The 16,781-nt window shown below is 53.3% G+C and carries 19 protein-coding genes; 10 read left to right on the top strand and 9 right to left on the bottom strand.

Annotated elements, in window-relative coordinates:
- Window positions 1–7 precede the first annotated feature (7 nt).
- Window positions 8–976: an NADH oxidoreductase gene (gene hcr, locus HII27_RS03670; RefSeq protein WP_185666599.1), complete on the top strand. Its 969-nt coding sequence runs from the start codon at window positions 8–10 to the stop codon at window positions 974–976.
- A gap of 49 nt (window positions 977–1,025) precedes the next feature.
- Here the strand turns inward: hcr and HII27_RS27510 are convergent, their stop codons facing one another.
- The 3 genes from HII27_RS27510 to HII27_RS03685 all read right to left on the bottom strand — a co-directional run bounded on the left by HII27_RS27510 (window position 1,026) and on the right by HII27_RS03685 (window position 3,144).
- The gene (locus HII27_RS27510) at window positions 1,026–1,304 is read right to left on the bottom strand and encodes a Hok/Gef family protein (RefSeq protein WP_396401343.1); all 279 of its coding nucleotides are present in this window, start codon (window positions 1,302–1,304) and stop codon (window positions 1,026–1,028) included.
- Between the two features lie 143 nt (window positions 1,305–1,447).
- Window positions 1,448–1,882: a DoxX family protein gene (locus HII27_RS03680; protein ID WP_185666602.1), complete on the bottom strand. Its 435-nt coding sequence runs from the start codon at window positions 1,880–1,882 to the stop codon at window positions 1,448–1,450.
- 626 nt (window positions 1,883–2,508) lie between these two features.
- Entirely contained in the window at window positions 2,509–3,144 is a 636-nt protein-coding gene (locus HII27_RS03685) for a hypothetical protein (protein ID WP_185666603.1), read from the bottom strand.
- A 492-nt stretch (window positions 3,145–3,636) separates the two neighbouring features.
- Here HII27_RS03685 and ltaE point away from each other — a divergent pair, with 492 nt between their 5' ends.
- From ltaE to HII27_RS03700, 3 genes are all read left to right on the top strand, one after another.
- Entirely contained in the window at window positions 3,637–4,638 is a 1,002-nt protein-coding gene (ltaE, locus tag HII27_RS03690) for a low-specificity L-threonine aldolase (protein WP_185666604.1), read from the top strand.
- Window positions 4,639–4,648: 10 nt separating this feature from the next.
- Window positions 4,649–6,091, top strand: coding sequence for a DUF2867 domain-containing protein (locus tag HII27_RS03695; protein ID WP_185666605.1), 1,443 nt, complete (start codon window positions 4,649–4,651; stop codon window positions 6,089–6,091).
- An 87-nt stretch (window positions 6,092–6,178) separates the two neighbouring features.
- Entirely contained in the window at window positions 6,179–7,192 is a 1,014-nt protein-coding gene (locus tag HII27_RS03700) for an NAD-dependent epimerase/dehydratase family protein (RefSeq protein ID WP_185666607.1), read from the top strand.
- A 3-nt stretch (window positions 7,193–7,195) separates the two neighbouring features.
- On the opposite strand, the gene HII27_RS03705 is transcribed toward HII27_RS03700, so the two are convergent.
- Both HII27_RS03705 and HII27_RS03710 read right to left on the bottom strand, forming a co-directional pair.
- Entirely contained in the window at window positions 7,196–8,032 is an 837-nt protein-coding gene (locus tag HII27_RS03705) for an N-acetylmuramoyl-L-alanine amidase (RefSeq protein WP_185666608.1), read from the bottom strand.
- Window positions 8,029–8,352 carry a heavy metal-binding domain-containing protein gene (locus HII27_RS03710; protein WP_185666610.1) on the bottom strand — a complete coding sequence of 108 codons (324 nt, stop codon included), beginning with the start codon at window positions 8,350–8,352 and terminating at the stop codon, window positions 8,029–8,031. The genes HII27_RS03705 and HII27_RS03710 overlap by 4 nt, the downstream gene beginning before the upstream one ends.
- A gap of 229 nt (window positions 8,353–8,581) precedes the next feature.
- Here HII27_RS03710 and HII27_RS03715 point away from each other — a divergent pair, with 229 nt between their 5' ends.
- From HII27_RS03715 to artJ, 6 genes are all read left to right on the top strand, one after another.
- Entirely contained in the window at window positions 8,582–9,097 is a 516-nt protein-coding gene (locus tag HII27_RS03715) for a lipoprotein (RefSeq protein WP_185666612.1), read from the top strand.
- A 311-nt stretch (window positions 9,098–9,408) separates the two neighbouring features.
- Window positions 9,409–10,137, top strand: a complete 729-nt coding sequence (artP, locus tag HII27_RS03720) for an arginine ABC transporter ATP-binding protein ArtP (protein WP_185666614.1) — start codon at window positions 9,409–9,411, stop codon at window positions 10,135–10,137.
- Window positions 10,138–10,154: 17 nt separating this feature from the next.
- A complete protein-coding gene (artI, locus tag HII27_RS03725; protein WP_185666616.1) occupies window positions 10,155–10,886 on the top strand; it encodes an arginine ABC transporter substrate-binding protein ArtI in 732 nt (243 codons plus the stop codon).
- A gap of 6 nt (window positions 10,887–10,892) precedes the next feature.
- Window positions 10,893–11,609, top strand: coding sequence for an arginine ABC transporter permease ArtQ (artQ, locus tag HII27_RS03730; RefSeq protein ID WP_185666617.1), 717 nt, complete (start codon window positions 10,893–10,895; stop codon window positions 11,607–11,609).
- Window positions 11,609–12,277: an arginine ABC transporter permease ArtM gene (gene artM, locus HII27_RS03735; protein WP_185666619.1), complete on the top strand. Its 669-nt coding sequence runs from the start codon at window positions 11,609–11,611 to the stop codon at window positions 12,275–12,277. The genes artQ and artM overlap by 1 nt, the downstream gene beginning before the upstream one ends.
- Before the next feature lie 174 nt (window positions 12,278–12,451).
- Window positions 12,452–13,183, top strand: a complete 732-nt coding sequence (artJ, locus tag HII27_RS03740; RefSeq protein ID WP_123651343.1) for an arginine ABC transporter substrate-binding protein ArtJ — start codon at window positions 12,452–12,454, stop codon at window positions 13,181–13,183.
- A 79-nt stretch (window positions 13,184–13,262) separates the two neighbouring features.
- Here artJ and rlmC read toward each other — a convergent pair whose 3' ends face one another.
- The 4 genes from rlmC to potH are packed head-to-tail and all read right to left on the bottom strand — an operon-like array spanning window position 13,263 to window position 16,778.
- Complete coding sequence (rlmC, locus tag HII27_RS03745) at window positions 13,263–14,390, bottom strand: 23S rRNA (uracil(747)-C(5))-methyltransferase RlmC (RefSeq protein WP_185666621.1); 1,128 nt, start codon at window positions 14,388–14,390, stop codon at window positions 13,263–13,265.
- A 42-nt stretch (window positions 14,391–14,432) separates the two neighbouring features.
- Window positions 14,433–14,942, bottom strand: a complete 510-nt coding sequence (locus tag HII27_RS03750) for a YbjO family protein (protein ID WP_185666756.1) — start codon at window positions 14,940–14,942, stop codon at window positions 14,433–14,435.
- A 40-nt stretch (window positions 14,943–14,982) separates the two neighbouring features.
- Complete coding sequence (gene potI / locus HII27_RS03755; RefSeq protein WP_185666623.1) at window positions 14,983–15,828, bottom strand: putrescine ABC transporter permease PotI; 846 nt, start codon at window positions 15,826–15,828, stop codon at window positions 14,983–14,985.
- The gene (gene potH / locus HII27_RS03760; protein ID WP_185666625.1) at window positions 15,825–16,778 is read right to left on the bottom strand and encodes a putrescine ABC transporter permease PotH; all 954 of its coding nucleotides are present in this window, start codon (window positions 16,776–16,778) and stop codon (window positions 15,825–15,827) included. The genes potI and potH overlap by 4 nt, the downstream gene beginning before the upstream one ends.
- Window positions 16,779–16,781 lie beyond the last annotated feature (3 nt).

Consider the following 16,781-nt stretch of genomic DNA (forward strand, 5'->3'; position numbering starts at 1 on the left):
GTAAAGAATGACAATGCCAACACATCAGTGCCCATGGCGGATGCAGGTTCACCACATCCATCAGGAAACGCCGGACGTATGGACAATTTCGTTGCTCTGCCACGACTATTATCCGTACCACGCCGGGCAGTATGCACTGGTCAGCGTGCGCAACTCAGCGGATACGCTGCGTGCTTACACTATCTCCTCTACGCCGGGCGTGAGCGAATACATTACGCTGACCGTCCGCCGTATTGATGACGGTGCCGGTTCGCAGTGGCTGACCCGCGATGTGAAGCGCGGCGACTACATCTGGCTGTCCGATGCGATGGGTGAATTTACCTGTGAAGATAAAGCAGATGACAAGTTCCTGATGCTGGCCGCCGGCTGCGGCGTTACGCCGATTATGTCGATGCGTCGCTGGTTGGCGAAGTACCGTCCAGAGGCCGATGTCCAGGTTATTTTTAACGTGCGCTCGCCACAGGATGTCATTTTTGCCGAAGAGTGGCGCCAGTATCCGGTCACGCTGGTCGCGGAAAATAATGCAACCCATGGCTTTGTTTCTGGCCAACTGAGTACTGAACTGCTGAAAAGCGTGCCGGACCTGGCTTCTCGCACCGTGATGACCTGCGGCCCAGCGCCGTACATGGACATGGTCGAGAACGAGGTGAAGGCGCTTGGCGTGATGCGTTTCTTTAAAGAGAAATTCTTTACCCCGGTGGCTGATGCAGCAACCAGCGGCCTGAAGTTCACCAAGCTGCAGCCGGCAAAAGAGTTCTACGCACCGGTCGGCACCACGCTGCTGGACGCGCTGGAAAGTAACAAAATGCCAATCGTTGCCGCATGCCGCGCAGGCGTTTGCGGTTGCTGTAAAACCAAAGTGGTTTCCGGCGAGTATACGGTTACCAGCACCATGACGTTGACCGAGGCAGAAATCGCCGACGGCTACGTACTGGCATGCTCCTGCCATCCGCAGGGCGATCTGGTACTGGCGTAATCGGCGCTACGATGTGAAAAGGCCACCCGGTTTTGCCGGGTGGCCTTTTTTACGTCTGTGGGTGCCATGAAGATAGCCAACACATAAAGAGTGGCGGGGATGACTCCCCGCCGGTGCTCTTACTCGGATTCGTAAGCCGTAAAACAGCCACCTCGGTTTGCCCCGTTTTCAGACGCACCTCGCAGAGATCTTTTCTCGTTATCAGCACCACCATAACAACGGTAATACAGATAATTATCAATGTGATAAATCTCCAGCTTTGCTGCTTCATGGCTAACATCTCCTTGCCTTTCGGCGGGTAAGAGGCTAGCCTGTATGTGTCGAGCATACAGGTACCCCATTCGATTTAGAGTCGAGTGGGGCTTTTCTCTATCTACCGCAGAGTACCTGAAGCAGATAGCCTCAAGCACCCGAGCGCATTTTCACCCTTTCCTGCATTACCGTCTGCCGAGATGTCGGTCCGAATACAGACTATTGCCAGGCTGATTTCCCGCCCAGCGCATATTTGCCAGCACCGAGAAACGCAATCGCCAGCGCCGCCACAAAGAAGTACACCAGACTTTCAATCGCCCATGCCCCGGTTTTATCCAGCGCGACGGTTTTATCCAGCCCAACCATCAGCCATGCCACAACCATCGTAAACGCTAACACCAGCGCCGCAGGGCGGGTCAGTACCCCGAGGATCAGCAGGATAGGCGCAACCACCTCACCCACCAGCACGCCATAGGCGATAAAGCCCGGCAGCCCTTTTGCTACCAGCATCGCACTAATCCCGTCAACCCCATCAAACAACTTGTGCAGCCCATGGAACAGCATCAGGCCGCCGACGACAAGACGCAGTAATAATTTGCCAAAATCCTCGTGCGACAACGTGCGGTTCACTGCCTGGAGCAACTTTATAATCATTTAAATTTTTTCCCTGTTTATCCCTGTAGAACATTTACCGTACTACTTCTCATTTACGAAAAATACCTGCTGAAAATAAGGGTATTTTTTGAGTGAAACGACGGATTTAATCTGAAAGTGTAACCTGTATCACAATTCAATCGGGTAAATACAAAGAAAAGCACTGAACGACGACTCATAGACCACTTAGTGGAGTCAGAAATAAATCCATTACACGACGTTCTGATTTAGACCTTTAGTTATACTATTTTAAATAACCAGACTTTGAATCGGCTTTAGGATTTTTCACTTTAACTATAAGCTACCACCTTATCAATCGGATAAACATTTGTATAATTAATCATATAATGGAATAGTACTTAATTACTCAAGCTTAATATTTAATATCAATCCTTCATGCTGTATATTTTCAATCCATGTCAGTAGCATGGGTATCTTCAATAAATATGTCTGATGAAGAATATGGAAATCATTGTATTATAATCTGATGGATGCAGAAAAGAATGCGAGATAAATTGTTGGTGATGTTCTTAATGGTATTGTTACTAATACTCTGTTTATACTATCCCCACGTATGATGCACTCATAGCGGGGATAAATTATAGAGGGTAACAAATTGGTGGTTCTTATACCGCCAGGATAGTTAGCCTGATACGATTTTTGATCAATAAACATTTTATTTCATCATACACACCATCATAGCCACAATCTTTTTTCAGATACGTTCGTTGAACGAGGAATTCGTAGGTTCGGAACAAATTATAGCTTTGCACGCTAAATTTTAAGTTTAATTTAACCATTGCATTGCGTATGTAATTCAGAGCGCTTTTTTTACTGACTCGCAACTCTTTTGATATTTTCAGTATATCCTCCCCCATAAAAAACATTCGAACCGCCAATAACTCATTTCTCGGCACTAGTCTTTGAAATAAGATATTTCCAATATTATAATGACAGTTATTTCTGGATTTTGCATTCCTGATAAAATCATTAACTTTAGATTCAATTTCATTTATTTCTGATGATAATTCGATATATATCACCGGACAGACGAAATTAACATGCTGTAGTAGGTATATTTCATTTATGTTATTAACAAGCATAAAAATACCACATGCCGTCACTAATTTATTGGAATTCAAATACATCAATGCCTCTGGCATCGTTGTATCAATGATCAGAAAGCAAGGCTCACAGTTAAAACTATCACACTTTTGTATTATGCCTTCCATTCCCTTCATGAGTGGAAAATTATTGGTCACAAATGAAATCATCATTTTCCCAGAGTTTTAAAGATATTTAACAATAGCAATAAACATATATGTTTTTATTTTTTAAAATGTAACAGGAATGATCTTTGCAACAAAAATAATTCAACATCATTAAGTTGCTGGCTTTAAAAATCACATTTCTTTTACACACATTATTATTACCACTTTGATTAACGCTATGTCATTACGGGGATTTAAATTATGGGTAAAGGCATAAAAAGTATATTTATATTAATGATACACGTCACCTTGCATTAAAAATGCTAATATAAAAATTGAATAATCTCATTGACTAAAACGTTAATACACTACCTTCATTGCTTATTTTAACCCTAACCATTGGTTCGATTTGCGCCCAACGTAACCAGGATCGATAGAGAACCGAAGATAAAAAAACCGAATGAGGGTGACGCGATCAAACTGGCGAAAAACCACTGGCTCAGGTAAAAATGGGGGCATTATTCTGAGTTAAAAGGAAATGCCGTGATCGACCTACGCAGTGATACCGTAACCCGCCCGACGCGCGCCATGCAGGAAGAGATGATGGCCGCACCGGTCGGTGATGATGTTTATGGCGACGACCCTACCGTTAACGCCCTCCAGCAATACGCCGCTGAACTGTCTGGTAAAGAGGCGGCGCTTTTCTTACCTACCGGTACCCAGGCCAACCTGGTAGCCCTGCTGAGCCACTGCGAACGCGGTGAAGAGTATATTGTCGGCCAGGGCGCGCATAACTATCTGTATGAAGCGGGCGGTGCCGCGGTGCTGGGCAGTATCCAGCCACAACCTATTGATGCCGCCTCAGACGGCACGCTGCCGCTCGATAAAGTGGCAGCAAAAATCAAAGCCGACGATATCCACTTCGCGCGCACTAAGCTGCTGAGCATCGAAAACACCCACAACGGCAAAGTGCTGCCGCAAGCGTACCTGAAAGACGCGTGGGAATTTACCCGCGAGCGCGGCCTGGCACTGCACGTAGACGGCGCACGCATCTTCAACGCCCTGGTCAGCTATGGCTGCGAGCTTAAAGATATCGCCCAGTACTGCGACTCGTTCACCATCTGCCTCTCTAAAGGCCTCGGCACACCGGTTGGTTCACTGCTGGTTGGCAGCCACGACTACATTAAGCGCGCAAACCGCTGGCGTAAAATGACCGGCGGCGGAATGCGCCAGGCAGGCATTCTGGCGGCAGCCGGGCTGTATGCGCTGAAAAACAACGTTGCCCGCCTACAGGATGACCACGACAACGCCGCATGGCTTGCCGAGCAGTTGCGTGAGATTGGTGCGGATGTGATGCGCCATGATACCAATATGCTGTTTGTCCGCGTCGGCGACGCTCACGCTGCCCAGTTGGGTGAGTACATGAAGGAACGTGGGGTATTGATTAACGCCTCCCCTGTCGTGCGCCTGGTGACCCATCTGGACGTTAATCGCCAGCAGCTCACGGAAGTCGTCTCGCACTGGAAAGCCTTTTTAGCCCGCTAAGGAGCCTGACGTGCCACGTACTATTCTGGTTTTTGGTGCCAGCGGCTATATCGGCCAGCACCTGGTGTCTGAATTAAGCCAACGCGGATATACCGTGCGGGCCGTGGCGCGTCGTATTGAGCGGCTGCAAAAACTTCAGCTTCCGGGCGTGACCTGTTATTCGGTCGATCTGGAAAAAACCACCGATGTCGCCAGGCTGCTTAACGGCGTCGATACCGTCTACTACCTGGTACACGGTATGGGTGAGAGTAAAGATTTTATTAAGCACGAACGTCGGGTGGCGGAAAACGTGCGCGACGCGCTACTGATAACCCCGGTTAAGCAACTGATCTTCTTAAGCTCGCTCCAGGCTCCGGAACATGAACAGTCCCCGCATCTGCGCGCCCGCCAGCTCACCGCCGATATTTTGCGCAGCGCGGGCGTACCGGTGAGCGAACTGCGTGCCGGCATCATTGTCGGCGCGGGTTCAGCCGCTTTTGAGGTGATGCGCGACATGGTGTACAACCTGCCGGTACTTACCCCGCCGCGCTGGGTACGTTCGCGTACCACCCCTATCGCGCTGGAAAATCTGCTGGTCTACCTGGTCGAGCTCTTAAACCATCCGTCACCGGAACACCGCGTGTTCGAAGCGGCGGGCCCGGAGGAGTTGACCTACCAGCAGCAGTTTGAACATTTTATGGCGGTCAGCGGTCGCCATCGGCCGCTTATCCCGATCCCACTTCCCACCAGCTGGATCTCGGTGTGGTTCTTAAACGTAATTACCTCCGTGCCGCCGACGATCGCCAAAGCGCTGATCCAGGGATTAAAGCACGATCTGCTGGCGGACGATCGCACGCTGCGGGCGCTGATCCCGCAGCAGTTGATCCCTTTCGACGAAGCGGTGCGCCGCACGCTGGAAGAGGAAAAAAAGCTCGCCAACTCCAGCGACTGGGGCTACGACGCGCAGGCCTTTGCCCGCTGGCGACCCGAGTACGGCTTTTTTGCCAAGCAAGCTGGCTTTACCGTACAGACTTCCGCGAGCCTCCCCGCCCTGTGGCAGGTAGTTAATCGTCTGGGCGGTAAAGAGGGCTATTTCTTCGGTAACGTACTGTGGAAAACGCGCGCAGCGATGGATCTGCTGGTCGGCCATCGGCTCGCCAAAGGCCGCCCGCCGCGAGATATGCTACAGGTAGGTGATACCGTCGACAGCTGGAAGGTGATTATCGTTGAGCCGGAAAAAGCGCTAACCTTATTGTTCGGCATGAAGGCGCCGGGCCTTGGTCGTCTGAGTTTTACCATGGTCGATAAAGGCACGCATCGCGAGCTGGACGTTCGCGCCTGGTGGCATCCGCACGGTATGCCAGGATTACTGTACTGGCTATTGATGATCCCGGCACATCTGTTTATCTTCCGGGGAATGGCGCGGCGTATCACCCGTCTGGCAGAAGAAGCGACAGGAAAAAGTGCGCAATAACCCTTTTTCGTCTTAGTTTCCCATTGCATACGAGTGAAATAAACGGAAGAATGCGCACGAAAAACTTTTTTAACACTGTGGATGATTATGAAGGTACTGGTCACCGGCGCCACCAGCGGGTTAGGCAGAAACGCGGTTGAATATCTGCGTAGCAGAGGCATCAGCGTCAGAGCGAGCGGTCGCAACGAAGCGATGGGCAAACTGCTGGAAAAAATGGGCGCGGAATTCGTCCATGCTGACCTGACCGAGCTGGTTTCCTCCCAGGCCAAAGTGATGCTGGCCGGCGTCGACACGCTGTGGCACTGCTCCAGCTTTACCTCGCCGTGGGGCACGCAGGCCGCTTTTGACTTAGCCAACGTTCGCGCCACCCGCCGTCTGGGTGAATGGGCCGTCGCGTGGGGCGTTCGCAACTTCATCCATATCTCTTCGCCGTCGCTGTACTTTGATTACCATCATCATCGCGACATCACCGAAGATTTCCGCCCGCACCGTTTCGCCAATGAGTTTGCCCGTAGCAAAGCGGCCAGCGAAGAAGTAATCCAGTTGCTGGCGCAGGCCAACCCCAATACCCGCTTCACGATTCTGCGTCCGCAGAGCGTCTTTGGGCCGCACGATAAAGTGTTTATTCCGCGTCTGGCGCAGATGATGCACCATTACGGCAGCGTATTATTACCGCGCGGTGGCCATGCGATGGTCGATATGACCTACTATGAAAATGCGGTTCACGCGATGTGGCTTGCCAGCCAACCGCGCTGTGACGACCTGCCTTCCGGCCGCGCCTACAACATCACTAACGGTGAACCACGCACCCTGCGTAGCATCGTAGAGCGTTTGATTGACGAACTGGATATCCCCTGCCGGATCCGTTCGGTGCCTTATCCAATGCTGGACATGATCGCCCGCAGCATGGAGCGTTTTGGTGATAAAAAAGCGAAAGAGCCTTCGCTCACTCACTACGGCGTCTCAAAGCTGAACTTCGATTTTACGCTGGATATCAGCCGCGCTCGCGAAGAGCTGGGCTATGAGCCCATCGTCTCGCTTGACGACGGTATTATCCGTACCGCCGCCTGGCTGGAAGATCACGGTAAGCTGCCCCGCTAGGGCTTAGCCCTGCCCGTATTTCTCCAACAGCGCCTCGACAATCGCCAGACTTTCCGCATCGGCAACGCCATCATAGCGTGTCGGGCGGAAGTGCATCTGGAAGGCGGCAATAACCCTGATTTGCTGCATTCTGGTCATCCCCGGCCTCACCTCATAGCCATAGCGCCCCAACAGATCGAGCAGATTATTGGTCGCTACCGGTGCGTTAGGTGTACGCCCGTTCAGGTAGAACGCCACCCGATTTTCATCCGGCCATGCGCCAATACCCTGCTGCGCCAGCGACTTCCACGGAAACAGCGGCCCCGGGTCGTCTTTACGTTGTGGCGCAATGTCCGAGTGGGCAACCACGTTTTGCGGCTCAATGTTGTAGCGCTTAATGATATCTTTCGCCAGCGGCACCAGCGCCTGAATCTGTGCCGGTTCAAACGGCGTAAAGAACTTCGCACCGTCGGCTTTCTGCCAGCCGCGGTTCTCCAGTTCAATGCCAATAGAGGTATCGTTGATGCGCGTTGCGCCGCGCCAGAAGCTGATGCCCGCATGCCAGGCAAGCTTCGACTCCGGCACCAACTGCCAGATTTTTGGCTTGCCGTGCAGCAGCGGCGGCACCGCTGGAATCAGGTAATGCACGCTTACCTGCTGACCGAGTAGCGTCGCCAGCGAGACGTCAAAATCATCCGCCGTATAGTGGATCACCAGTTCCTTGATGCGAGGATAGGCCTGCGGCGACGCCCGGCTGGTATCCAGCACATAGTTTTGCTTTTCAACAACGGCCTTTTTATCTTCCCCGGCACACCCCGCCAGCACCATCGCCAGCATCACCACGGTGAGTAAACGTTTCATCGGCGCGTTTTGACCGCCGTACCGCTCACGCTGACCATCAACATGCTGCTGTCTTTGCCCACGGTTTCATAATCAATATCAATCCCGACGACCGCATCCGCGCCCAGCGCTTTGGCCTGCTCGCCCAACTCCTTAAATGCAATCTCACGCGCCTTGCGCAGCTCTTTTTCATAGGCACCGGAGCGGCCACCAACGATGTCACGAATACCGGCAAAAAAATCGCGGAAAATATTGGCCCCGAGAATCGCCTCTCCCGTCACTACGCCGCAGTATTCAGTAATGGACTGCCCTTCGAGGGTGGGGGTCGTAGAAAATTGCATGGACTACTCCTTCGTTAACGTTCAATGCCTTAGCTCTCTGCGCTAAACGCATTATCGGACCGATACGCTATGCTTGAAAAGGGATTACTTCATTATTGTATATACCCTAAATAATTCGAGTTGCAGCCAACGCACATGCAACTTGAAGTATGACGGGTATACATAAATCGCGCCCGCTGCATGGCGGCATATGGGCGATGAATGTTGAGACAGCTAACAAGGAATCACTATGCGTTACACCAACCTTACACTTCTTCTTCCCGCAGCACTTCTGCTGAGCGCTTGTACCACCGTAACACCGGCCTATAAAGATACCGGAACCCGTGTAGGACAGTGCGTAGAAGGCGGCCCGGACGCCGTGGCGCAGAAATTTTACGACGCACAAAAACAGCAACGTAGCACCGACTTTACCGCACTTCGCCCTTACCTGAGCGACGGTCTGGCGAAGCTGCTGAGCGACAGCAGTCAGGATCCAGACAAACGTGCGCTGCTGCAATCTAACCTGTTCTCCAGCAGCGCGGGCGCACCTGACAGTACCGATGTTGCTAGCGCTTCCACCATCCCGAATACCGACGCCCGCAATATTCCGCTGCGCGTGGAGTTAAAACAGGGAACCCAGAGCTGGAAAGATGAAGTGCTGATGGTTCGCGAAGGCAACTGCTGGGCCGTTGATGACGTTCGCTATCTCGGCAACAACACCCATGCTCCAGCAGGCACATTGCGTCAATCTCTTGAGAAACGTTAATAAATTGTAACGTAATTCTGTCAAATGCCTTATCCCGGCAAAATGTCTGGCATTCCCCGTGGAATGCCGACATTTATACCCCTCGCCCACCCCGCCCGTTATTTTGTGCTAACTTTAAAAGAAAAGTTGGTTTATATTTAAGTTTTAACGCACAAATATTGCATAACTATTCTGTCAAAGGTACTATTTGCGGCCTCAATTGCTGATAATTCTCTATGGGCTGATACCTTCAGCGGAGAAATCCAAAAACGACAGCAGAGCATGCACCTGGCCTTTCCAGGGCGAGAACAACACATTCGTGACGGGTATCAATGAGCATTAAATTAGACGGCATTAACTGCTTTTATGGCGCGCATCAGGCGCTGTTCGACATCACGCTGCAATGCCCTGAGGGCGAAACGCTGGTACTGCTTGGCCCAAGTGGCGCAGGTAAAAGCTCACTCCTGCGCGTGCTGAATCTGCTGGAAATGCCGAAATCCGGCACCCTGGCGATTGCGGGTAACCATTTCGATTTTGCTAAGACCCCGTCAGACAAAGCGATTCGCGAACTGCGTCAAAACGTCGGCATGGTCTTCCAGCAATACAATCTCTGGCCTCACCTGACGGTGGTGCAAAACCTGATTGAAGCGCCATGCCGCGTGCTGGGCTTAAGCAAAGATCAAGCGATGGCACGGGCGGAAAAACTGCTGGAGCGTTTACGTCTCAAGCCGTTTAGCGATCGCTATCCGCTGCACCTTTCCGGTGGCCAGCAGCAGCGCGTGGCGATTGCCCGTGCGCTGATGATGGAGCCGCAGGTTCTGCTGTTTGATGAACCGACCGCCGCGCTTGACCCGGAAATTACCGCCCAGATCGTCAGCATTATTCACGAACTGGCTGAAACCAACATTACCCAGGTTATCGTCACCCACGAAGTGGAAGTGGCGCGTAAAACGGCCAGCCGTGTGGTGTACATGGAAAACGGTTATATCGTCGAACAAGGCGATGCAAGCTGCTTTAACAGCCCACAGACTGATGAATTTAGAAGTTATCTTTCTCACTGAGATTCAGGACAATGACGATGAAAAAAGTACTGATTGCCGCGCTGCTTGCTAGCGTCAGCCTCTCCGCTGCCGCCGCTCAAACTATCCGTTTCGCGACCGAAGCTTCTTACCCTCCGTTTGAATCCGTGGACGCCAACAATAAGATCGTCGGCTTCGACGTGGATCTGGCGAACGCCCTGTGTAAAGAGATCGATGCGACCTGTACCTTCAGCAACCAGTCTTTCGATAGCCTGATTCCTAGCCTGAAATTCCGCCGTATCGATGCGGTGATGGCCGGTATGGATATCACCCCAGAACGTGAAAAACAGGTGCTGTTCACCACCCCGTACTACGACAACTCAGCCCTGTTTATCGGCGTGAAAGGCAAGTTCACCGGCGTTGATCAGCTGAAAGGCAAAAAAGTGGGCGTGCAGAACGGCACCACGCACCAGAAATTCATCATGGATAAACATCCGGAAATCACGACTGTGCCTTACGACAGCTATCAGAACGCCAAGCTGGATCTGCAGAACGGGCGTATCGACGCGGTCTTCGGTGATACCGCCGTGGTGACCGAATGGCTGAAAGCCAACGATAAGCTGGCGGCCGTCGGCGATAAAGTGACCGATAAAGACTACTTTGGCACCGGCCTGGGTATTGCTGTCCGTCAGGGCAACACCGAGCTGCAGCAGAAATTCAACGCTGCGCTGGAAAAAGTGAAGAAAGACGGTACCTACCAAACCATCTACGCTAAATGGTTCCAGAAGTAAGACTTGATGAACGAAATGTTTCCTTTAGCAAGCGCCGCCGGCATGACCGTCGGCCTTGCCGTTTGTGCACTGATAATCGGCCTCGCGCTGGCGATGTTCTTTGCGGTATGGGAGTCAGTTAAATGGCGCCCTATCGCATGGCTCGGCTCCGCGGTGGTTACCGTGCTGCGCGGCCTGCCGGAAATTCTGGTGGTGCTGTTTATCTACTTCGGCTCTTCACAGCTGCTGCTGACGCTGTCCGACGGTTTTAACATCAACCTCGGCTTCGTACAGATTCCGGTACAGATGCAGATCGAAAACTTCGACGTCAGCCCGTTCCTGTGCGGCGTGATTGCCCTCTCCCTGCTCTACGCAGCCTACGCTTCACAGACTCTGCGCGGCGCGTTAAAAGCGGTACCGGCAGGTCAGTGGGAGTCCGGTCAGGCATTGGGTATGTCGAAAAGCGCCATCTTCTTCCGGCTGGTGATGCCGCAGATGTGGCGTCACGCGTTGCCGGGTCTCGGAAACCAGTGGCTGGTGCTGCTGAAAGATACCGCGCTGGTGTCGCTGATTAGCGTGAACGATCTGATGCTGCAAACCAAGAGTATCGCCACTCGCACCCAGGAGCCGTTTACCTGGTATATCGTGGCGGCGGCTATTTACCTGGTGATTACCCTGCTCAGCCAGTACATCCTCAAACGCATTGACCTGCGTACCACTCGCTTTGAACGGAGACCAGGCTGATGCTCGAGTATTTACCGGAACTGATGAAAGGGCTGCACACCAGCCTGACGTTGACCGTTGCCTCCATCGTGGTGGCGCTGGTGCTGGCGCTGATTTTCACCATCATTCTGACGCTGAAAACGCCGGTGCTGGTGTGGCTGGTTCGCGGCTACATTACGCTGTTCACCGGTACGCCGCTGCTGGTGCAGATCTTCCTCATCTACTACGGCCCAGGCCAGTTCCCGACGCTGCAGAACTACCCGGTGCTGTGGCACCTGCTCTCTGAGCCGTGGCTGTGTGCGCTGATTGCGCTGTCGCTGAACAGCGCCGCTTACACCACACAGCTGTTCTTCGGGGCGATTCGCGCCATTCCAGAAGGCCAGTGGCAGTCCTGTGATGCGCTGGGGATGAGTAAGAAAGATACGCTGGCTATTTTACTGCCGTATGCGTTTAAACGCGCGCTCTCGTCCTACTCCAACGAAGTGGTGCTGGTGTTCAAGAGTACGTCTCTTGCCTACACCATCACGCTGATGGAAGTGATGGGCCACGGTCAGCTGCTCTACGGGCGCACCTATGACGTGATGGTCTTTGGCGCTGCCGGGCTGGTTTATCTGGTCGTAAACGGCCTGCTGACGCTGATGATGCGTTTAATCGAGCGCAAGGCGCTGGCCTTCGAACATCGCGACTAACTTCTGCATAAACTGCGTTTATAAAAACGGATAAGCCATTGGCTTGTCCGTTTTTTTTTTCGACACATAAAATATTTAATCAAATATATTGCATACAAATTCACTTAGTGGCATTGTAGCTCCATGCCACACGCAGGGCAGCACCCAATAAGCGAGACAGACAGGAGCTCATCCATGAAAAAATTAGTATTGGCCGCCTTACTTGCCACCGTCGCCGCAGGCGCTCAGGCCGCAGATAAAATCAGCTTTGGCGTTTCCGCCACCTACCCGCCGTTTGAATCCATGGATGCCAGCAACCAGATTGTCGGCTTTGATATCGATCTGGCTAACGCGCTCTGTAAGCAGATGCAGGCTGAGTGTACGTTCACCAACCATGCGTTCGATAGCCTGATTCCGGCGCTGAAGTTTAAGAAATACGATGCGGTCATTTCCGGCATGGACATCACCCCAGAGCGTAGCAAGCAAGTTGCCTTTACCGATGCCTACTATGCCAACTCGGCGCTGGTGATTGCCAAAAAAGGTGAGTTCAAAACCTTTGACGACCTGAAAGGCAAACGCATCGGGATGGAAAACGGCACTACCCACCAGAAATACCTGATGGATAAGCATCCGGAAGTGAAAACCGTGGCTTATGACAGCTACCAGAACGCGATTATCGACCTGAAAAATGGCCGTATCGACGGCGTGTTTGGTGATACCGCGGTGGTGAATGAATGGCTGAAAACCAATCCGCAGCTGGGCGCGGCCACCGAGAAAGTGACCGATCCGCAATACTTCGGTATCGGCCTGGGCATTGCGGTACGTCCGGATAACAAAGCGCTGCTGGAAAAACTGAACGGCGCGTTGAAAGCGATTAAAGCTGACGGGACCTACCAGAAGATTAACGATAAGTGGTTTGCTGAGTAATCAGCCGTTCCCGGGGTCGCTAACTGTACGCCCGGGCTACCAGAAACACGTAGCCCGGCCAAGCGAAGCGCCGCCGGGACTATCGCCGCACCAACAGCGTCAACACCTCGTAATGCGCCGTATGCGGGAACATATCAAACAGCTGCACCTTCTCCACGCGATACCCTGCCAGATGCGCAAAATCCTTCGCCATGGTCTGTGCATTACAGCTGGAATAGATAATAAATTCCGGCGCCATCTCACTTAAATAGTCACACAGCGCCTTACCAATGCCGCGACGCGGTGGATTAACCAGCACCAGCTGCGGAATATCGGCCTGAGCGGTAGCAAACTGCGTCGAATCCAGCGCCTGGAAATGGAGCTTATCCAGACCCAGCGCCGCCGCCGACTGCTTAGCACAGGCGATCGCTTCTGGCGCAATTTCGATGCCGGTCAACGTCATCTCCGGCGTAGCACAGTGCAGACCAAAACCGCCGACGCCGCAGAACAGATCCCACATATGGTTAACCGGCAGCGCCCTCACCCAGTCGCGCGCGGTGGCGTACAGCGCGCTCGCCACCGTCGGGTTGGTCTGGAAGAAGCTCTGCGGGCGGATCCACAGCGGCACGTCGTTAAAGCTTTCCGCCAGCGCCTGCTGCTCGGTAAAAAAGATTTCCTGCTCGCCTTCCATAATCGCCATATGCACCGGCTGAATATTGGCAGTAATGACCTTCAGCTGCGGCAGGTGCGCCTGTAGCGACGGCAGCGCTGCGCGAAGCTGGGCCAGCTTGGCTTCTGAGCGCAGCACGAAACGCAGCATCATGCCGCCGTCCAGCTGGCTTTCGGTGAGCAGCAGATACTTCAGCTCGCCGCGCTTACGCGCCACGTTGTAGGGCGTTAAACCCGCACGGGCGATAAACGGCTTCAGTGCGGCAAAGACCGGGGCAAACGAATCGGGATAAAGCGGACAGTCGGTTAAGTCTTCCGGCGTACCGTCACGGTGCAGCATGCCGAGCAGCGGACGCTCAACGCTACCACTGACCACCATTTTGGCTTTATTACGAAAGCCCTGTTCCGTGCCAGATACCGGTGCGCACCAGGCGTTAACGGAAAAATCCGCCAACAACGTCTGGAGATCGGCCATTTTGGCCGCGAGTTGCTCGGCTATCGGCTGCTCAATCCACTGACAGGAACGGCAACGATGGGCATCATAAAGTGCGCACTGCATAAAAAGACCTTGAGAAAATCGGGGGCGTGGATTGTATCACCGTTATTGTAAGCGGAAAAATCGCCGGGAGGCCGCGGGCAGAAAAAGCAGGCATAAAACCAGCAGATCCGGCATTTTTTGCATTACCAGCGATCGGAAGATCTCCCGCTTCGACTCGCCCGCGATGCTGAACAGCTCAGGATAGCCATAGCCCAGCGATGCCGCCCACAGATAGCTGGCAGCAATGACCTGCGTCAGCAGGTAGACCCAGCGTGCCCAGTTACGCCCTTTCACCAGCGAAAATGCGCAGCCTATTTCGACAAAAACCAGCACCAGACTACTGAGGAAAACCAGCGTCAGCGTCCAGGTCTGTACGCTACGGTGAATAAACTCGCCAATGCCATGCAGCCCGAGCAGGTTGATTATCATAATCAGATCGAGACAGCGGATTAAAATAATGGCGAGCGCCGCCACCTGCACCAAAGCAGGGACATTCAGACGAGCATGCGACTGACGGCTTCGAGTAAACAGTTCCAATGTTGTTGCCTTCCATGAAAACGATGCCGCGAACATTCGCGGCATCGACTGCACATCCCTACTGATTTTAAGAGGATTATCCGCGTCTTGCACGCTGGATATCGCGCACCCGCTGTTTTTCTGCTCGCGCCATCAGATACCAGGCGATAAATCCGACAATTCCGACCACGCCGAGGATAAGCGTCGCCAGGGCGTTAATCTCCGGATTCACCCCCATGCGTACGCTGGAGAAGACCAGCATTGGCAGCGTGGTCGCACCTGGACCCGAGACGAAGCTGGCAATCACCAGATCGTCGAGCGACAGCGTGAAGGCAAGCAGCCAGCCGGAGACCACAGCAGGCATGATCATCGGTAGCGTAATAATGAAAAAGACCTTCAGCGGCGTCGCTCCGAGATCCATCGCGGCCTCTTCAATCGAACGGTCAAGTTCACGCAACCGCGAAGAGATAACCACCGCCACATACGCCGTACAGAAGGTAACGTGCGCCAGCCAGATGGTCAGCATGCCACGGTCGGCAGGCCAGCCAATCGCGTGGCCCAATGCCACAAAGAGCAGCAGCAGCGACAGCCCGGTAATGACGTCCGGCATAACCAGCGGTGCCGTTATCATAAAGGCAAAGCCGTTGGAGCCGCGGAAACGACCAAAGCGCACCATCACTACAGCGGCAATGGTGCCGAGGATGGCCGCCATGGTTGCCGCGCAGGCCGCAATCGTCAGGCTTAGCCCTACAGCGCTCATCATCGCATCATCGCGGAACAGTTCGCCGTACCAGCGCGTCGACCAGCCCGCCCACACGGTGACCAGCTTCGAGCTGTTAAACGAGTAGACCACCAGCATCAGCATCGGCGCATAGAGGAAGGTAAACCCAATCACCAGAATCAGAATGCGCCACGGCGATCTTACGACAGGCAGGTTGTTCATCCGTGGTCTCCCATCTGTTTTTGCTGATACTTATGGAACCACATGATCGGCACGATCAGCAGCAACAGCATCACAATCGCCACCGCCGAGGCCACCGGCCAGTCGCGGTTGTTAAAGAACTCCTGCCACAGCACGCGGCCAATCATAATGCTGTCCGGGCCGCCGAGCAGTTCCGGGATCACAAACTCCCCGACCGCTGGGATAAACACCAGCATCGAACCAGCAATAATCCCACCTTTGGTGAGCGGCACAATCACGCTGAAGAAGGTTTTCAGCGGGCGAGCACCCAAGTCCAGCGAGGCTTCCACCAGCGAATAGTCGATGCGGGTCAGCGCGGTATAGATAGGCAACACCATAAACGGCAGATAGGCGTAAACAATGCCGATATAGACCGCCAGGTTGGTGTGCAGAATCGTCAGCGGCTGATCGATAACGCCTAACCACATCAGGAAGTTATTCAGAATGCCGTTGTTTTTCAGGATCCCCATCCACGCATAAACGCGGATCAAGAACGAGGTCCACGACGGCAGAATCACCAACAGCAGCAGAATATTACGCGTTGATGGTTTGCTGTGCGCCACCGCCCACGCCAATGGGTAGCCAAGCAGCAGACAACAGATCGTCGAGATCCCCGCCACCTGCAATGATTGCAAATAGGCCTCAAAGTAGAGCGGATCGTCGGTAAGCTGCAGGAAGTTGCCGAAGTTCAACGCAAGTGTGAGCTGACCGTCGGCCCACTCCATGAGATCGGTATACGGCGGGATCGCGCGCGCCATCTCCGCCAGGCTGATTTTGAAAACAATCAGGAACGGCAGCAGAAACAGCAGGATCAGCCACACGTACGGCATGGCAATGACCAGCTTGCGCCCGTGCTTCATATTGATGCGCGCTAGCCACAGGACGAAGCCGCCCGGTTTGCGCGAACGGGCTGGTGGTTCAAACGTACTCATAGC

This window comes from Kluyvera sichuanensis, from assembly GCF_014218705.1.
Classification (GTDB): domain Bacteria; phylum Pseudomonadota; class Gammaproteobacteria; order Enterobacterales; family Enterobacteriaceae; genus Kluyvera; species Kluyvera sichuanensis.